We start from the raw sequence: 17,539 nt of genomic DNA on the forward strand, positions 1-17,539 counted from the left end.
AATGGATAATGTGCTAATCGGAAAATACATTCCAAGAGATTCGACTATCCACAATATGGATCCAAGGTCGAAGTTATTACTAATTTTTATTTTCGTTATGGTTGTATTTTTAGGAAATAACACTCTGAGTTATAGCTTACTTGCTGTTTATACAATTGTGATAACATTGCTAACAAAAGTACCGTTCTCATACATTTTGAAAGGTTTAAAACCAATCTTATGGATTATATTGTTTACGTTTGTTCTTCATATTTTGATGACAAAAGAAGGAGAACTATTATGGGATGCTCGTCTTTTCACGGTTTATGAAGAGGGGTTAAGACAAGGAATTTATATTTCCATACGATTTCTGCTACTTATCATGATGACTTCTTTATTAACGTTAACAACGACACCAATTGAGGTCACCGATGGTATGGAAAGCTTATTACAACCCTTTAAACGTATTGGGCTACCCGTCCATGAATTAGCCTTAATGATGTCTATATCACTACGTTTCATTCCAACATTAATGCAAGAAACAGACAAGATTATGAAAGCTCAAATTGCACGTGGAGTTGATTTTTCCGGTGGCCCGATCCGGGATCGATTGAAGGCAATCGTCCCATTACTAGTCCCACTCTTTATAAATTCATTCCGTAGAGCAGAGGAATTAGCAAATGCCATGGAAGCTAGGGGATATCGAGGCGGAGAAGGTCGTACGAAATTTAGAGAATTAAAGTGGAAGACATCTGACACATTGTTTTTAATTAGCATTATATTGTTAACTGCCCTACTGTTCGTTATTCGTTCTTAAAAAGGTGAGTATATGCAAAGGATAAAAATGATTATTTCATATGATGGATCTGCATTTTTCGGGTATCAGGTACAACCTAATCAACGGACTGTCCAGTCAGAAATTGAAGGCGCATTGAAGAACATGCATAAAGGAAGCGATATTCGTATTTATGCTTCGGGAAGAACCGACGCAGGAGTTCATGCAGTCGGACAAGTCATACATTTTGATTCACCTTATAAGATCCCAGCAAGCAAGTGGAAAATTGCTTTAAATTCGCTTCTTCCTAATGATATTGCCATTGGGCATGCTCAAGTAGTTACGAATGACTTTCATGCTAGATTCGATGTGAAAAAAAAGGAATATCGTTATAAAATCGAAACGAATCAAGATCGAGATGTGTTTACTAGGAATTATCTATATCACTTTCCATATACACTCGATTATCTGTCTATAAAAGAAGCGATCAAGTATTTAGTTGGAACACATGATTTCACTTCATTTTGCTCTGCAAAAACAGAAGTGGAAGACAAGGTTCGGACCATATATGAAATAGAGTTTTTCGAAGATAAAAATGGTGAATTAATATTCCGTTTTGTTGGGGATGGTTTTTTATATAATATGATTCGGATTATGGTAGGAACCTTGCTAGAAGTAGGTCAAGGCATGAAAAAACCTATAGAAATATTGGAAATTTTAGAGGCGAAAAATCGTCAAAAAGCTGGGAAAACAGTACCTGGTACAGGATTATATTTATGGAAAGTATATTATGACAACTAATCCTGGTGTAACATCCTCTTGACATTGTGACTCACAAGTTATATTATAACGTATGGTACTATTTTTAAACCCCACAAATAAGCCCCGGAACTTATCTGTGATGAAATAAAAATAGATTTAAAATCTTAAAAAATGACTTTTTTATTTACTAGGAGGGAAAAGCATGCGTACTACTTATATGGCAAAGCCAAGTGAAGTTGAACGTAAATGGTACGTAGTAGACGCTGAAGGTAAGACTTTAGGTCGTCTATCTACAGAAGTAGCATCTATTCTACGTGGTAAGCATAAGCCAACTTATACACCACATATCGACACTGGTGATCACGTAATCATCATCAATGCTGAAAAGATTGAATTAACTGGTAAGAAATTAACTGATAAAATTTACTACCGTCACAGCATGCACCCAGGCGGATTAAAGCAAAGAACTGCACTTGAAATGCGTACAAACTACCCAGTTCAAATGTTAGAACTTGCAATTAAAGGTATGCTACCAAAAGGTCCATTAGGACGTCAAATGGGTAAGAAGCTTCACGTTGTAGTTGGAAGCGAACACTCACACCAAGCACAAAAGCCAGAAGTTTACGAACTTCGCGGATAATAAGAGGAGGTTTTTCTATTGGCACAGGTACAATATTACGGTACTGGACGTCGTAAGAGCTCCGTAGCTCGTGTACGTTTAGTTCCTGGTAACGGACGTGTAGTAATTAATGAACGTGAATTTGAAAACTATTTACCACTACCAGCACTAAGAGAAGTTGTTAAGCAACCTCTAGTAGCTACTGAAACTTTAGGAAGCTATGATGTTCTAGTAAGTGTTAAAGGTGGCGGTTATACTGGTCAAGCTGGAGCAATCCGTCATGGTATCGCTCGTGCGTTACTATTAGTTGACCCGGAATTCCGTACTACTTTAAAGCGCGCTGGATTCTTAACTCGTGATGCACGTATGAAAGAACGTAAGAAATACGGTCTTAAAGGTGCTCGTCGTGCGCCTCAGTTCTCAAAGCGTTAATTTTATACGCTTCAAAGGCTCTCAACCAATTGGTTGGGGGTCTTTTTTTTATGCATTTTACTCTTTACATCCCCTAATTTCTAGAATTCCCTAAAAATGCTAAAAAAGTATAGACGATATTAAAATCGTGCTAATGATAGCGCTTTCAACTATGTAGCAATTCACACTAAAATTAAACATGTAATAGATAAATACATTTTTTAAGGGGGATAAGCATGAAGAAAACATGGAAAGCAATATCGCTTATGTTAATGGCTATGATGATTACGGTGTTCTTCGCAGGTTGTAATACAAGTGGTGGTGAAGTGAGTGTAGGAATTGTGTTACCGACAAAAGACGAACCAAGATGGGTACAAGACGAGGAGCGTTTTAAAGAAGCACTTTCCGGAACAGACTACACAACTGAAATTTTATTTAGCCAAGGTTCATCTGCTAAAGAAAAAGAAAACGTTGAAACGTTAATTAATAAAGGGATTGATGTACTAATCATTTGTCCGCACGATGGGGATGCAGCTGCAGCTTCTGTAGAAGCCGCGAAAAAAGAAGGAATCACTGTTATTTCATATGACCGTTTAATTACGAACACAGATGCAGTTGATTACTATGTTACATTTGATAGCCTGGCTGTAGGTGCAGCACAAGCACAGTACTTAATTGATCATGCAAGTGGAAAAGGAGTACCGTTATACCTATACGCAGGTGCAGCATCTGACAATAATGCATTCCTATTTTTCCAAGGTGCTTGGAGTGTCTTGCAACCAAAAATTGCAGACGGTACATTCAAAATTGCAAATTCAAGTGAAGCAGAAAGCTTAAAAGATACAGCTGAACTATCACGTGATCAATTAAGTAAGATTATTGGGCAAGTGACAACGAACTGGGATGCAAATGAAGCGAAAAACAAAGCTCAAACTCACTTAACTGCTGTATCTTCTGATATGAAGGGTGATGTAGCAGTTCTTGCACCAAATGACGGAACGGCTCGTTCAATCGCTGATGTATTTGCGTCTGATAATGCAGTTTCAAGTTTTACAGTAACGGGGCAAGACGCTGAAAAAGCTTCGATTCAATATATCCTTGATAGCAAACAATCAATGACTGTGTTTAAAGATGTACGTACACTAGTTACAGATGCTATGGGAATGGCAGTAGATGTACTCGATGGAAAAACTCCAGAAACTACAGGTTCATACGATAACGGAAAAGTTGAAGTAAAAGCAAAACAAACGGATGTAATTGTAGTAGACAAGGAAAATGTTCAAAAGGAACTAATCGATTCTGAGTACTACAAAGCTGACGAGTTTACAGGTCTATAATTTAATGCCAGTACGAAATAGTGATAGATGACTCTATCACTATTTCGCAATTGACAAAAGTTTGTGTAGCAAGGGGGGCCGATGATGAGTGAGTATATTCTAGAGATGAATGACATTTCAAAGGAGTTTGTTGGGGTAAAAGCAATCACCAATGTCAATTTCAAAGTACGAAAAGGCGAAATCCACTGTTTAATTGGCGAAAATGGGGCTGGTAAATCAACACTGATGAAAGTGTTAAGTGGTGTATATCCATATGGGACGTATCAAGGGGATATTGTGTTTGATGGCAATGTTCAACAGTTCAATAAAATTAGTGATAGTGTAAAAGCGGGTATCGCGATCATCTATCAAGAGCTTGCGCTATTTCCTGATCTAACTGTTTATGAAAATATTTATGCTGGAAATGAAGTGAAGCGTGGGGCGTTTGTTGATTGGAACCAGACGATCGTACAAGCAAAAGAAATGCTGCAAAAAGTAAAGCTCAATGTTAATCCAGAAACACTTGTAAAAGAATTAGGTGTTGGGAAACAGCAATTAGTAGAAATTGCAAAGGCGTTAAGTAAAGAAGTGCAGCTTCTCATATTGGATGAACCAACGGCGGCATTGAATGAAGATGACAGTGAGAATTTGCTAGAGCTACTGAAAGAACTGAAGAAGCAAGGAATTACTTGTATAATGATTTCGCATAAATTAAAAGAAGTCATTTCAATCGCAGATAAAGCAACAATCCTTCGTGATGGAAAAACGATTTGTACGCTTGATTCTACAAAGGGTGAGGTTACAGAAACCAATATCATAAAAAACATGGTTGGTCGTGAAATTAATGATATTTATCCTAAAAGAAAAAACAAAAAATTTGGAGATTCAATTTTGGAATTAAAAAACTGGTCTGCCTACGATGCAGAGCTAGGTCGTCACGTTGTAAAGAATGCAAATCTTCATGTGAAAAAAGGCGAAATTATAGGGATTGCAGGATTAATGGGCTCGGGTAGAACAGAGCTTGCGCTAAGTATTTTTGGAAACACAAAGTCATATAAGCTTCAAGGTGAGCTGGTGGTAGATGGACATCCGAGAAAGTTTAGCCATCCAAGTGATGCGATTAAAGCGGGTATCGCATATGTAACTGAAGATCGCAAAGGAAATGGATTATTTTTAATACAAGATATTAAAAGTAATATTACGACAGCAAATCTAAAAGGAATTTCTTCGCTAAATGGCGTGATTAATGAAAATGAAGAAGTGAAAATTGCGAATGATTATAAATCATCGTTGAATATTAAAGCTCCATCGTTAGAACAGTTTGTTGGGAATTTAAGTGGTGGAAATCAACAAAAGGTATCACTTGGAAAGTGGATGTTTGTTGGACCGAAGTTACTAATATTAGATGAACCGACGCGGGGTATTGACGTAGGAGCTAAATTTGAGATCTATACAATTATGAATGAGTTAATTAGCGAAGGGCTAAGTATTATTATGATTTCCTCAGAACTTGGAGAAGTGCTAGGTATGAGTGATCGGATTTACGTAATGGCCGAAGGAGAAATTAAAGGCGAGTTACCGATTGAAGAGGCAAATCAAGAAAATATTATGCAGCTTGCTACGCAATAGGAGGTTGAAACCTATGAATTTTATTCATGAAGCAAAGACATTATTTAAAGTTAATATCCGTGAATATGGTATGTATATTGCCTTAGTTGTTATTATGCTTACATTTACAATTATGACAAACGGTCTCTTTATGTCATCACGTAATATCAGTAATTTACTAGATTCTACGGGTTACATTGCCGTATTAGCGGTAGGGATGACACTAGTTATTGTCATCAGGCACATCGACTTATCTGTGGGATTTGCTGCAGGATTTTTAGGTGCGATAGCGGCGATACTCCTTACTGGATTGGGAGTACCTTTCTACTTAACGATCCCGATCATTCTTGTATTAGGTATTGTTATCGGTATGTTTAATGGCGTGCTAGTTGCTCAAATTGGAATTCCATCCTTTGTTGCGACATTAGCTGGAATGTTGATATTCAGAGGTGCATTATTACAAGTTACGGAAAAAACAGGAACGATTATTATTAAGGATGAACACTTTAATGCAATTGGAAATGGATTCATTCCCTCGTTAATGCAAGTAAATGGATTGCACTTACTATCATTACTTGTTGGAGCAGTTTGTATTGTACTTTATATCTTTAGCGAAATTTCAAACAGAAAAAATAAGATAAAATACCAATTTGACGTTGTATCAAAAGGGATATTTGTATCAAAGCTCGTATTCGTTTCAGCAATTATTGCGTATATTACTTGGATTTTAGCAGGATACAATGGATTTTCATGGACAGTTGTGATTATGGTATTAGTCGTTGTAATCTATCATTTCCTTACAACAAAAACTGTACTAGGAAGACATATTTATGCAGTGGGAAGTAATCCTGAAGCAGCTCATTTAAGTGGGATTAATGTAAAGAAGATTACGTATATTGTATTTGGTTCAATGGGAATGTTATCAGCACTGTCAGGTATACTTTTTACAGCACGTCTACAATCTGCCACGACAACTGCAGGTACTTTATTTGAACTTGATGCAATCGCTGCAGCATATGTAGGTGGTGTATCATCAGCCGGTGGAGTTGGAAAAGTCACAGGAGCAATCATTGGTGCGATTGTCATGGCTTCTCTATCAAGTGGAATGAACTTGCTAGGTGTCGGTATTTCCTATCAATATATGATTCGCGGTGGCGTACTTGCTGGGGCGGTTATCTTTGATGTCATGACGCGAAAAAAGAGAGGCTAACGTATTCCTTAATTGTTATACAGAAGAATGAGCGACACCAAAAAGTCTCTCATTCTTTTTCAATTCTCTTAGTATTGAACAATTCCCGGTAGATGATATGATGAAAACTATATTAATAGAGATAATATCAAAATTCAGGGCATCTTTTAAGGTCAATATAAGTGGAATCTCCATTGCTTTAGTGAATAAGTGCCTCGAAAAAAGGAGAACTATCTGTTGCGAAAATTAGGCATTATACTTTTATCCATTTCATGCTTAGTGCTGTGTTATTTTACTGTAGTTTCCGCTGAGAAGGTATTCCGTCCAGAATGGGAATTACCAAAAAAGATAAGTGAAAAAGAAGATCAATATCGTCTGGTATTAATCACTCAAGAATTAGAAACACCATTTTGGGACCTTGTTGGACTAGGAGCACGAGAGCAAGCAGAAAAAGAAGGCGTTAGCTTTGAGGTTTGGGGAAGTTACGGAAAAAATCAAGAAGAATTCTTAAAGAAGATTGATATTGCCATTCACTCAAAAGTAGACGGCATTATTGTGCAAGGTTCAGATACAGATGAGTTTATTAATTTAACGAAAGTGAAAGCAGCGTTTTATGGAATTCCGATTATCACGGTAGCAAATGATGTTCCGATTGAAAAAAGTCTAAGAAGAACCTATGTGGGATCTGATCAATATTCAGCCGGTAAAATGATTGCCCAGCAGTTAGTATCAGACATGGGGGAAGCGGGAAAAGTTGTTTTATTAGGTGACAGTAATCAAGAATTTTACCAAAAACAACGTTTACAAGGTATTCAGGAAATTTTAAAGAAATACTCGAATATCGATACGGTGTACGCAGAAACAGAAGATACACGAGAACAGGTGATTGTTACAACAAGAGACCTCTTGAATCGAACTCCTGATGCGGATGCGTTTATTGCCATCAATGCGAATAATACAGGGGCTATGATACAAGAAATAAGTAAGCGTTCTCAAATTGAGCCATATTTTATTTATTCATTTGATGATGGACCGGAATCACTATCGTTGCTTAGCCAAGGAAAATTAGATGGCATGATTGAGCAATCTCCTGAGAGGATGGGGCAGATTAGTGTTAGTTTGACGATGAAGTGGTTAAAAGGCGAAACGGTTCCTTTAGATATGAATGGTTACCTTACAGATATTAGAATATTGAAGGCGATGAATAAGTAATGAATACAATTCAGAGAAAAATATGGTTGCTCACTACGGTTGTGTTATTGATTATGGCCGTTATCTGGGTCACACTCACTTACTATAATCAAAAAACACAAAATCAATATAATGAGATCCTTCAACGCTACTTAGAACTAAACGAGGTCACGGTTTCAAGTCAACAGCTTGTGATGGATCTTAACAATTACTTGATTTTGCCTTCGTCTACAAATTTAGAACAATTAATTAATAGTAAAGAAAACATTCGATCTATCAAACAAAAGGTTTATGCATTACGTCATGAAGAGAATGATTTTTCCTTAACGAATTATATGAACCTCATAGATAGCTTAATAGAGACAACAGAGAGGGCGCTTTTATTTCATTCAGAAAATGAGACAGAAGCGTCAGCAAAAGAATTTTCTGAAGCGAACAGAATTTCCACTTATATATCTGAGATGTCTTTAACGTTATTAGATAAAGAGATTAAAACATATGACCGTTTTTATCGAGGATTTATTGAGCAGTCGGTCGAAATTAAAAAACTTGGAATTTGGGTTATGCTTTTAATTACATTGATATTATTGTTAGTTACCTACTGGTTTTCATTAAGTATTACGAGACCAGTGTCGAAGCTAACGCAAGCAGCAAACGAACTTTCAAATGGAAGATTTGACCTCCAAATTGAGGTTTCTTCAAACGATGAGATTTCGTTCCTGGCAAAAACGTTTGACCGGATGCGCATGAACATTATTAATCTCATTTCGGAAATACAGGAGAAGGCTGACCTAGAGAGAGAATTGCAACAAAATAAATTGATGTTAAAAGAAAGCCAATTGCGTACTTTGCAAAATCAAATTAATCCTCACTTTTTGTTTAATACGTTAAATACTCTTTCCAAAAAGGCATATTTAGAAGGTTCTGAGGAAATGAGTGACTTACTGGTGAGTGTAGCTGATCTTCTTCGTTACAATTTAAAACGAATTGATCGATCTGTCACAATTAGTGACGAAGTGACCGTTATCAAAAAGTATATGGACATTCAAAAGGCAAGATTCACAGACCGTCTTCAATTTTATATGGAAGTGGATCATTCTTGTCTAGATTATTTGATTCCCAGTTTGACGATACAACCAATTGTCGAGAATGCAGTCATTCATGCAATCGAGCCAAAAGAAGAAGGTGGATCAATTTGGTTCCGAATCATAGATGCAGAAGAATTAGTATTAATCGAGATTGAAGATGATGGAAACGGGATATCAGAACAAAACATTTGGCATATGTTAGAGGAAACACCTCACGAGAGAGAAAATGAGAATGCTGGTATTGGCTTTATAAATGTCGTAAAGAGAATCCGAATTTATTACGGAATACAGGACGTAATTGACATTAAGAGTAGTGATGGCCAAGGAACAAAAATCACGTTGAAAATACCAAAAACAAGGGGAATCTCATATGATGATGAAGCTCTTGATAGTAGATGACGAACAGATAGAGCGGGAAGGACTTCAAGCTATTTTACAACGAGCATTTCCTGAGCTTGTGATTAAGCAAGCGAAAAATGGAACTCAAGCTCTTGAAATAGTGGAAGAGTTTCATCCTGATTTAATACTAATGGATATTAAGATGCCAGGGCTTAATGGGCTAGAAACGATTGAACGAATTAGTTCAACATATCCTGCCATTAAATTTGTCATGATTACCGCATACGATTCTTTTAATTACGCAAGACAAGCTATTAAGCTAGGGGTAAAGGATTTTTTATTAAAGCCCAGCAAAGCAAATGAAATCGTCGCAACGGTTGCTAAAGTCATTAAACAATGTGAAGAAGAAAAACTTGTAATGGCTAGAGAAAAAATACAACAGGCTGCATTGCACAAAACATTACAGCTTGTTGAAACAGACATCGTCACACAATTACTATTCGATCATGTTCATGAAGTTCATTTAGATATGTTGGTCGAGATGCTAGGTAGTGAAACAAGCGATGAAAAGTTTGTGATTGTTGTTTTTTTACCTCCCGGATCAGAAAAGTACTATTCCTTAATAAAAGAAAAAGTACGGATTACAAAACGATGCTGGGTAGGAGCGCTTTACGGCAGGCAGTTACCACTTATTGTTTTTCGTGATAAGGAGAAGTCGTTCCGTTCACAAGCTATTTCGCTGGCAATTGAAATCCGTTCAGTTGCGAAGAAAGAAGAGAACGACAATTGGTTTATAGGTATCGGAAATGTTTGCTATTCAATGGATGGAATAAGACAGTCTTATCAAGAGTCATTACTTGCAACTACAGATACAGCAATACCTTCTAAATATAGATTTTATCAGGACCTACGTCCATCAAATATGTCAGGAGTACATAAAACCAAGCAGAAGGGCTTGTACGATAATATTCGATTAGGAAAATGGGAGGACGTATTTCTATATATCCTGAATGTTATCCAACATTACGAAAATAAAAATGTACCACTTCTAGAAATTCAACAACGTGTCCTCGAGTTGTTATGGGATGCGTCTCGTATCATTAGTGAGATGGGGGTAGAAATGGATACTCCGTTATTTTCTTTTCACGTTAATAATGGAAGAGAATTGCGAGCCGAGACAAGCTTGTTAGTTTCAAGAATGAAGGAAGCGTATAGTAACTATCGAGACCATCAAGAAGCAGATACGATTCATTCAATTAAAAAATATATAATTGAACACTCCCATGAAGACATCTCATTAGATATGCTCGGGAAAAATGTGGGCTTAAGTCCAATCTATATAAGTAAATTGTTCAAGGAAAGACTGGGGATTAACTACATTGATTTTTTAACAGAGTGTCGCATAGAAAAAGCCAAAAAATTAATGACTGATACGGAAAAAAGCATTAAGGAAATTACATTTGAGGTAGGGTACCATGAACCGAACTACTTTAGTAGAGTGTTTAAAAAAATGGTTGGAACCTCTCCGATGGAATATAAAAAATCACTTTTAAGTAAAAGGTGAGAAGGTGAAGTAAAACGAGATGAGAAAAACAATTAAATTCTTATTAATAGCAATAGGTTTACTTTTTTTCCTTGTAGCGTGTGAAAGTAAACCAAAACAAACGGAATTTTCTAGTCCTTCTATAAAAACACAAGAAGATAAGGTAAATGTAGATGAGAAAATAAAAATAGGGTTTTCAATGGATACGTTACTTGAAGAAAGATGGCTAAAAGACAGGGAGTTGTTTAAACAATCGGTAGAAGCATTAGGAGCAGATGTTGAGATTATGGCAGCAAAAGGTGATGATGCTGTTCAAATTGCTCAAGCTGAGACACTCATTAATCAAGGAGTAGATCTACTCGTAATTGTTCCTCATAACGCAGAGGCGACAGCTGCAATTGTGAGTAAAGCCCACTTGGCAGGAATTAAAGTGATTGCCTATGACCGATTAGTGAAAAACGCTAATATTGATTTATATGTTTCCTTTGATAATGAAAAGGTAGGAGAACTGCAAGCAGAAGCCATTACAAATCTAGTGCCAAAAGGAAAGTATGTATATATAGGTGGAGCTGAAACGGATTACAATGCACATTTATTTAAAAAGGGTGTATTTAATGTACTTCAACCTTTAATCAATAAAGGTGACATTTCCGTTGTTTACGATCAGTGGACAAAGGATTGGACGCCGGCGAACGCCTATGAAAACATGCTTGCCGCATTAAGAGCCAACAATAATCAAATTGATGCAGTAATTGCTGCGAATGATGCCACGGCAGGTGGAGTAATAAGAGCACTAGCAGCACAAGGATTACTTGGGAAAATCCCAGTTGCTGGACAAGATGCAGACCTTGCTGCAGCGCAAAGGATTGTAGAAGGAACTCAAACGATGACTGTATATAAACCGATTAAAGCATTATCAGAAGAAGCGGCTAATTTAGCAGTCAAGCTAGCAAAGGGTGAGGAAATTACGACAACTCATACGATGAATAACGGTAAAATTGAAGTGCCATCTTTATTACTGTTACCTATTGCAGTTGATCAATCGAACATTAACGAGACAATCATAGCTGACGGATTTCATTCTAAAGAAGAAATTTACCAAAACGTTAAGAATTAGTGCCCATTTTAGGGCTTTTTTTATTTTTCTTAGTAATCTTCAATTTATAAAAAATTCAACTGGTATGATGTGATAAATTTGCCATTCAACCCTTTTTAGATTTCGTGCATCATAAGTATAACGATTAGTCAAAGAGGAGGAAGGACAATGGCTACAGTAATTATGAACTTTAAAGAAAAAAGAAAAGAGAAACAAGTGAAGTTTGAACGAAAAGTTCTAAGAGAACTTTCATTAGAGAAATTGATAAAAGAAGTAAATGTATACTTTCAACCTTTTTTAAATGGTGCAATGTTTTCTAAAGCTATTGAGGATGGTGGAGTGGATGTAGCAATCGAGGCATACCTCCTAGGTGCGAGCTTCGGGAGAATCGGTCATTACGGTGAATCATTTGAAAGTATTAGGATGCGTTGTTACTATGAAGAGAAATATCTAATTGATACATTATATGAGTATCTTCAGTATTGGGGAAATATGGGGGATAACGACTTTGTAAGTGAATCCTTGTATTATGCATGCGAGCAATTTGTATCAAAGTGGATTAGTGAAGGTTTTGATAAAGCTGTAATGAGGCATAAATTACGCCTTCATTAATTAGGACTGTTTAACCTAGATTGGGTTTTTCGTACAAGTCAATAAATACGTATGGATGAAAAGGTTTAGTGGCATCTTTTTGATCATTAGCAAGTATATTCTATTTGTATTGCCTATTCAATGAGTCCGAATTTTGATTAATAGCAAGGTTGATTATGAAAACTGCCTTAATCATGGAATAAAACTTCTTCAAAAATCATATTTCTCTCACTTGTCCCATATATTGTATTAGGGTAATACAGGAGGGAGAAAGTGATGGTGAGGGAAAAACTAAAATATATTGGCACTGGAGTAGGAATTCTTGCACTTATACTCATTATTCAATATCAATTTGTTAGTAATGATTCATGGAAGTCTTGGAATCTCCCTCTAAGTGGAGAAATTATTGTCATTGATCCAGGGCATGGTGGACCAGACGGTGGAGCATCTTATGGTGAACATGTCTTTGAACGAGATATTGCCTTGAACATTTCCTTAAAGCTGAAGGATTATCTTCAGGAACAAGGAGCAGTTGTTTTAATGACACGTGAAAATAGTGATGATCTCGCAAGTCCGGATACTAAAGGGATACGAAATCGAAAAGTAGAAGACTTGAGAAATCGAGTAACGTTTATTAATGAATCAGAAGCGAGTTCCTTTGTAACGTTACATCTAAATGCCATCCCCTCTGAGAGATGGAGCGGGGCACAAACGTTTTATTATGGATCTTTAGAAGAGAATAAACGGTTAGCGACCTTTATTCAAACCGAGGTTACAAGAAACTTAGAAAATACAAGCCGTACGGCAAAGCCTATAAGCGGTATTTACTTATTAAAAAAAGCGCAAATTCCAGGTGCTCTTGTAGAGGTGGGATTCTTATCAAACCCTACTGAAAGAAAACTTCTCCAAAAGGAAAGTTATCAAGAGCAAATGGCAGCCTCTATTTATAAAGGTATTTTACGTTACTATACGAATGAACCAGATCCTTCAAGTTAATTGAAGGTTTTTTTTGTTTAAGATCCAGGCAGCAATCATGTTTTTCTGAGCAAAACACGAGAAAACAGATATATTAGAATAATTATGGTATACTAACGATGAAAACGAATTCAGTAGGGGTGTCATACATGTTAACAGAAGAAAGAGTAAGTTCAATACTATCAAAAATGGTCGACCCATTTTTACATAAGTCTTTAGAAGAAACAAATGGAATCCTCGAGATTTCAGTAAAAGAAGAAAAAAAGCATGTCTCAGTAAAGGTTGGAATTGCCAAAACCGGTACAGCAGAACAAATGACGTTACAATCTGCAATTGTGCAAGCACTTAAAGAAGCGGGCGCGGAAACAGTAGGGATCCGCTTTACCGACCTACCACAAGAAGTATTAGCACAATTTGCTTCAAACGAGGGAAGTACAGACCAAGGCTTACTATCTCCTGGAAATAAGACTACGTTCATTGCGATCGCTAGTGGTAAAGGTGGAGTTGGAAAATCAACTGTATCCGTGAACCTTTCCGTTGCACTTGCACGTTTAGGGAAAAAGGTTGGAATCATTGATGCAGATATTTACGGATTTAGTGTTCCTGATATGATGGGGATTACGAAACGTCCAGTTGTAAGAGGAGAAAAGATTATTCCTGTTGAAAGATTTGGTGTAAAGGTTATTTCTATGGGATTCTTTGTTGAAGATAATGCACCTGTCATTTGGAGAGGTCCAATGCTTGGGAAAATGCTTCATAATTTCTTTAACGACATCGAGTGGGGAGATTTAGATTATTTATTATTAGACTTACCTCCTGGAACTGGTGACGTTGCACTAGATATTCATACAATGCTACCAGTATGTAAAGAAATAATTGTCACAACGCCACATCCTACAGCAGCATTCGTTGCTGCGAGAGCGGGTGCAATGGCACTACGTACAGAGCATGAGATTTTAGGTGTAATTGAAAACATGTCTTATTTTGAAAGTAAAGTAACTGGAGAAAAGGAATATGTATTCGGTAAAGGCGGCGGCCAAAAACTTGCTGATGAACTTCAAACAAAAGTGTTAGGACAGCTGCCACTTCAGCAACCAGATTGGAATGAAGAAGACTTTGCTCCTTCCATTTATGCGGAGGAACACAAATTAGGAAAGATTTATTTGGATATTGCAAAGAACATAACTGAATTAGCATAAGAAAAAAGCGCCCAAAATTTGGGCGCTTTTTATGCACTATCTGCTGATCCTTTTTCATCTCCACCTTCTTGTTTATCTCCACCTGTTTGTGACATTTTTTCAGCGGCCTTTGTTAAAACATCAAGTAATTTAGCTTTGAAAAGTGGGCTTTCAAATGTCTCGGTGATGACTTGCTGAAGGTGAGCACGGTACTCGGTGCTTTTTAAGACATTTAGCATTTGCTCTTCTACTTCTGGATTCTTCATTAAATCCATCATTAATTTTTGATATTCAGGGTCTTTCATTAATCCTTTTATTAATTTTTCATGCTCTGCTTGCATGCTTTTTGCAAACGTTTCAGAGAACTTTGGATCCTCGAACGTCTTTGTCCAGAAGTTAGAGCCTTGTTCAGAGGTGAGAGTTGTTTGAATGGTGTTTGTCACAACTCCTTGATCCATGACAAGTGATTGTTTCATTTTGTCATCTTCCATAACCTCTTGAAGTGCTTTTTTGCCTTCATCTGTTTTTAAAATATCTACAACCATTTTTTTCGTTTCTTCGTAATCCACTTCTCCGCTACTTTGTGCACCTGATGTACCACATGACACAAGGAGGGTTAAGCTTACGAAAAGAAGGAGCCATTTAGACATGCCCATCATAGCATAATTCTCCTTTCTAACTTTCTCCTATCCTTAATATGAATTTTTTTAAGTAAATTATTCATATCAAATTAGAATTACTGGCTTTTTCTAAAGGCGGTTGGTAAAATCAGAATGGATTAACTGTTAGGAGGAAACTACGTGAAAAGCCGCAATTTGGTGAAGCTCTTCTTATCAACATTATTAGTTGGAGGGCTCAGTACTGTTATTATAGGATTTTTAATAAAGTGGTCTGAATACAAAGTATTATTTCTAGAATTGAATATGAGTGAGATTTTATCGGTAACCTTATGGTTATTAGGTGTTGGATTTATATTTAGTGTTATAAGCCAGATGGGATTCTTTGCTTATTTAACAGTCCATCGTTTTGGACTTGGGATATTTAAAGGCTTATGGAATCCAGTTCAAATATTACTAATTGCATTTGTATTATTTGATTTAGTATATTTTCGTTATCAATGGTTTGCAGATAAAGGAGACGGGCTATTATCGTATTTTGCATTTCCGGTCTTTATCTTACTTTACAGCCTGATCGTAGCTTACATTAAAAGTAAAGAAACAAATAAACAAGCATTTATTCCTGCTTTATTCTTTATGATTGTTGTCACATCTATAGAGTGGGTACCAGCACTTCGAGCAAATGAAGAGAGTTGGTTATATTTAATGCTATTTCCGATATTAGTGTGTAACAGTTACCAACTATTACTATTACATCGCTTAATAAGTAAAGCTGACAAGTAACCTTGTCAGCTTTTTTCTTTCAATTAGTTGACTTCCTTTGTATTAGCTTCAGTATTAGCGATTAGCTCCGATACCGAATAATTTTTGAAGCCCTTGTTACTAATGATCTTAGAGATTTGAGGAATTGCTTTTACGGTTTGCTTTGCAGAATCGGAAGCATGAAGCAAAACGATGTCCCCTGATTTCATGTCTTCTACCTTCTCAATAATTTTTTCAGTACCAGGATTCGTCCAATCCTCGGAGTTAATGCTCCAATGGACAACAGTATATCCAATTCTATCGGCAATTTTTAAAACCTTCTCATCGAAATTACCAGTTGGTGGACGTAATAGCTTGACGTCCTTTACTCCTAAAGTCGTAAAGACTTCTTGAGCTTTTAATATATCCTGCTTAATCTTTTGTTCCTCCATGGATGTATAATTCTTCCATTGATAACCCATACTTCCAATTTCATGACCATCATCAACAATTCGCTTTACTACATCGGGGTGACGTTCTGCCCAAGAAGCAGAGAGGAAGAAAGTGGCCCCTTTAATGTTGTTTGTCTTAAGAGCATCTAAAATAGGAAGGGCATTTTCATCCCCCCAGCTAATATCAAAGGTGAGTGCAACCTTTTTATCCTTCCCTTCCCCTTTGTAAATCGCTCTCGGGCCATCCTTTGTTGAAAAAACTGGTTCAGTAAGTGCTCCTTCAACGAATAAAATTCCTGCAGTGAAAAACGCTGCAATGATAATGATCATTAAATGTTTAATCCGCTTTCCATTAAGTATAAAGAAAAAATTCATACCCATCCTCCTAGGACTAGTCTCTTGAGAAATATGTATGCACGCTTGTACGTTTTATGAGCAAAACTGTACCAAAAAGAAAAAATTTCATAAAAACCATGTTTTTGGTAATAACTAGAATAAATTATTTAAGAGGGTGACATCATTGATAGGATTTTTAGTAAATCAGAAGGAAATAAAAGAATTGGAATATCTGTTGAAAAGAGAAATGGATGAAATTCTACATGATTTACAAGACTCAAGGATTGATCACATTGTAAAAAGAGCAATGGAAGAAAGATATCAGATTTTGTTCCGCCTTTTTAGAAGAGTAGCATCTCCAACTGAATGCACAAAGTATATGAGAACAAAAAATAAGCCAGTACGAAACTATAAATAACTTCGCTAGACATAATCTCTATTTGTTGAGGAATATAGGGATATTCGTATAGAAGGTAAAAATGGGGAATTCTTCCCCTTAAAATTCTATGTTGCAATTTCTAAAAACCCATGATATATTAAAAAACGTCGCTTCTACTTCATGAAATATTAAATGAAAAAAGTTGTTGACAACGCAAAGTTTTTTATGGTAAATTAATAAAGTCGCTTAAACGCGATAGAGTTCTTTGAAAACTAAACAAAACGTCAAGCGTGTTGGTTTCTAACCAACGCAAAATTTTTAAAAACTATCTATTTAATAGATAGCCAGCAAGTA

18 protein-coding genes are annotated in these 17,539 nt (G+C 36.4%); 16 read left to right on the forward strand and 2 right to left on the reverse strand.

What is annotated here, in order from left to right; genetic code table 11:
* Nucleotide 1: 1 nt before the first annotated feature.
* The 14 genes from JR050_RS00485 to JR050_RS00550 all read left to right on the forward strand — a co-directional run bounded on the left by JR050_RS00485 (nucleotide 2) and on the right by JR050_RS00550 (nucleotide 14,681).
* Nucleotides 2-796, forward strand: coding sequence for an energy-coupling factor transporter transmembrane component T family protein (locus JR050_RS00485; RefSeq protein WP_204201576.1), 795 nt, complete (start codon nucleotides 2-4; stop codon nucleotides 794-796).
* Between the two features lie 12 nt (nucleotides 797-808).
* The gene (gene truA, locus JR050_RS00490; RefSeq protein ID WP_204201562.1) at nucleotides 809-1,555 is read left to right on the forward strand and encodes a tRNA pseudouridine(38-40) synthase TruA; all 747 of its coding nucleotides are present in this window, start codon (nucleotides 809-811) and stop codon (nucleotides 1,553-1,555) included.
* A 163-nt stretch (nucleotides 1,556-1,718) separates the two neighbouring features.
* On the forward strand, nucleotides 1,719-2,156 hold the full coding sequence (rplM, locus tag JR050_RS00495) for a 50S ribosomal protein L13 (RefSeq protein WP_204201563.1): 438 nt from the start codon (nucleotides 1,719-1,721) through the stop codon (nucleotides 2,154-2,156).
* Nucleotides 2,157-2,174: 18 nt separating this feature from the next.
* Nucleotides 2,175-2,567 carry a 30S ribosomal protein S9 gene (rpsI, locus tag JR050_RS00500; protein ID WP_204201564.1) on the forward strand — a complete coding sequence of 131 codons (393 nt, stop codon included), beginning with the start codon at nucleotides 2,175-2,177 and terminating at the stop codon, nucleotides 2,565-2,567.
* A gap of 215 nt (nucleotides 2,568-2,782) precedes the next feature.
* Nucleotides 2,783-3,883, forward strand: a complete 1,101-nt coding sequence (locus tag JR050_RS00505; protein ID WP_204201565.1) for a sugar ABC transporter substrate-binding protein — start codon at nucleotides 2,783-2,785, stop codon at nucleotides 3,881-3,883.
* Between the two features lie 84 nt (nucleotides 3,884-3,967).
* Entirely contained in the window at nucleotides 3,968-5,491 is a 1,524-nt protein-coding gene (locus JR050_RS00510) for a sugar ABC transporter ATP-binding protein (RefSeq protein ID WP_204201577.1), read from the forward strand.
* Nucleotides 5,492-5,504: 13 nt separating this feature from the next.
* Nucleotides 5,505-6,680 carry a sugar ABC transporter permease gene (locus JR050_RS00515; protein WP_204201566.1) on the forward strand — a complete coding sequence of 392 codons (1,176 nt, stop codon included), beginning with the start codon at nucleotides 5,505-5,507 and terminating at the stop codon, nucleotides 6,678-6,680.
* A 216-nt stretch (nucleotides 6,681-6,896) separates the two neighbouring features.
* Nucleotides 6,897-7,871, forward strand: a complete 975-nt coding sequence (locus JR050_RS00520; RefSeq protein WP_204201567.1) for a sugar ABC transporter substrate-binding protein — start codon at nucleotides 6,897-6,899, stop codon at nucleotides 7,869-7,871.
* Entirely contained in the window at nucleotides 7,871-9,337 is a 1,467-nt protein-coding gene (locus JR050_RS00525; RefSeq protein ID WP_204201568.1) for a sensor histidine kinase, read from the forward strand. The genes JR050_RS00520 and JR050_RS00525 overlap by 1 nt, the downstream gene beginning before the upstream one ends.
* Entirely contained in the window at nucleotides 9,312-10,841 is a 1,530-nt protein-coding gene (locus JR050_RS00530) for a response regulator (protein ID WP_204201578.1), read from the forward strand. Before JR050_RS00525 ends, JR050_RS00530 begins: the two co-directional genes overlap by 26 nt.
* Before the next feature lie 19 nt (nucleotides 10,842-10,860).
* Nucleotides 10,861-11,937 (forward strand): D-xylose ABC transporter substrate-binding protein, encoded by a 1,077-nt coding sequence (xylF, locus tag JR050_RS00535; protein ID WP_204201569.1) that lies wholly within the window; start codon nucleotides 10,861-10,863, stop codon nucleotides 11,935-11,937.
* A 147-nt stretch (nucleotides 11,938-12,084) separates the two neighbouring features.
* Nucleotides 12,085-12,528: a DUF2521 family protein gene (locus JR050_RS00540; protein WP_204201570.1), complete on the forward strand. Its 444-nt coding sequence runs from the start codon at nucleotides 12,085-12,087 to the stop codon at nucleotides 12,526-12,528.
* Between the two features lie 258 nt (nucleotides 12,529-12,786).
* The gene (gene cwlD, locus JR050_RS00545) at nucleotides 12,787-13,503 is read left to right on the forward strand and encodes an N-acetylmuramoyl-L-alanine amidase CwlD (RefSeq protein WP_204201579.1); all 717 of its coding nucleotides are present in this window, start codon (nucleotides 12,787-12,789) and stop codon (nucleotides 13,501-13,503) included.
* Between the two features lie 128 nt (nucleotides 13,504-13,631).
* Nucleotides 13,632-14,681 carry an Mrp/NBP35 family ATP-binding protein gene (locus JR050_RS00550; protein ID WP_204201571.1) on the forward strand — a complete coding sequence of 350 codons (1,050 nt, stop codon included), beginning with the start codon at nucleotides 13,632-13,634 and terminating at the stop codon, nucleotides 14,679-14,681.
* Nucleotides 14,682-14,710: 29 nt separating this feature from the next.
* Here the strand turns inward: JR050_RS00550 and gerD are convergent, their stop codons facing one another.
* Entirely contained in the window at nucleotides 14,711-15,319 is a 609-nt protein-coding gene (gene gerD, locus JR050_RS00555) for a spore germination lipoprotein GerD (RefSeq protein WP_283244037.1), read from the reverse strand.
* A 141-nt stretch (nucleotides 15,320-15,460) separates the two neighbouring features.
* Here gerD and JR050_RS00560 point away from each other — a divergent pair, with 141 nt between their 5' ends.
* Nucleotides 15,461-16,060 carry a KinB-signaling pathway activation protein gene (locus JR050_RS00560; RefSeq protein ID WP_204201572.1) on the forward strand — a complete coding sequence of 200 codons (600 nt, stop codon included), beginning with the start codon at nucleotides 15,461-15,463 and terminating at the stop codon, nucleotides 16,058-16,060.
* A gap of 23 nt (nucleotides 16,061-16,083) precedes the next feature.
* Here the strand turns inward: JR050_RS00560 and pdaB are convergent, their stop codons facing one another.
* Nucleotides 16,084-16,845 (reverse strand): polysaccharide deacetylase family sporulation protein PdaB, encoded by a 762-nt coding sequence (gene pdaB / locus JR050_RS00565; RefSeq protein ID WP_204201573.1) that lies wholly within the window; start codon nucleotides 16,843-16,845, stop codon nucleotides 16,084-16,086.
* Nucleotides 16,846-16,990: 145 nt separating this feature from the next.
* On the opposite strand from pdaB, the gene JR050_RS00570 reads away from it, so the two are divergent.
* On the forward strand, nucleotides 16,991-17,224 hold the full coding sequence (locus JR050_RS00570; RefSeq protein WP_204201574.1) for a hypothetical protein: 234 nt from the start codon (nucleotides 16,991-16,993) through the stop codon (nucleotides 17,222-17,224).
* Nucleotides 17,225-17,539: the final 315 nt, after the last annotated feature.

This window comes from Bacillus suaedaesalsae (assembly GCF_016890225.1).
In the GTDB taxonomy this organism is placed as follows: Bacteria; Bacillota; Bacilli; order Bacillales; family SA4; genus Bacillus_BS; species Bacillus_BS suaedaesalsae.

Excerpts from the sequence above, each read along its gene's own strand:
- JR050_RS00540 (WP_204201570.1), top strand. The coding sequence starts at position 12,085 with ATGGCTACAGTAATTATGAACTTTAAAGAAAAAAGAAAAGAGAAACAA.
- JR050_RS00505 (WP_204201565.1), top strand. The coding sequence starts at position 2,783 with ATGAAGAAAACATGGAAAGCAATATCGCTTATGTTAATGGCTATGATG.
- JR050_RS00485 (WP_204201576.1), top strand. The coding sequence starts at position 2 with ATGGATAATGTGCTAATCGGAAAATACATTCCAAGAGATTCGACTATC.
- JR050_RS00525 (WP_204201568.1), top strand. The coding sequence starts at position 7,871 with ATGAATACAATTCAGAGAAAAATATGGTTGCTCACTACGGTTGTGTTA.
- JR050_RS00515 (WP_204201566.1), top strand. The coding sequence starts at position 5,505 with ATGAATTTTATTCATGAAGCAAAGACATTATTTAAAGTTAATATCCGT.
- truA (WP_204201562.1), top strand. The coding sequence starts at position 809 with ATGCAAAGGATAAAAATGATTATTTCATATGATGGATCTGCATTTTTC.
- xylF (WP_204201569.1), top strand. The coding sequence starts at position 10,861 with ATGAGAAAAACAATTAAATTCTTATTAATAGCAATAGGTTTACTTTTT.
- pdaB (WP_204201573.1), bottom strand. The coding sequence starts at position 16,845 with ATGAATTTTTTCTTTATACTTAATGGAAAGCGGATTAAACATTTAATG.
- gerD (WP_283244037.1), bottom strand. The coding sequence starts at position 15,319 with ATGATGGGCATGTCTAAATGGCTCCTTCTTTTCGTAAGCTTAACCCTC.
- JR050_RS00550 (WP_204201571.1), top strand. The coding sequence starts at position 13,632 with ATGTTAACAGAAGAAAGAGTAAGTTCAATACTATCAAAAATGGTCGAC.
- JR050_RS00530 (WP_204201578.1), top strand. The coding sequence starts at position 9,312 with ATGATGAAGCTCTTGATAGTAGATGACGAACAGATAGAGCGGGAAGGA.
- rplM (WP_204201563.1), top strand. The coding sequence starts at position 1,719 with ATGCGTACTACTTATATGGCAAAGCCAAGTGAAGTTGAACGTAAATGG.
- JR050_RS00510 (WP_204201577.1), top strand. The coding sequence starts at position 3,968 with ATGAGTGAGTATATTCTAGAGATGAATGACATTTCAAAGGAGTTTGTT.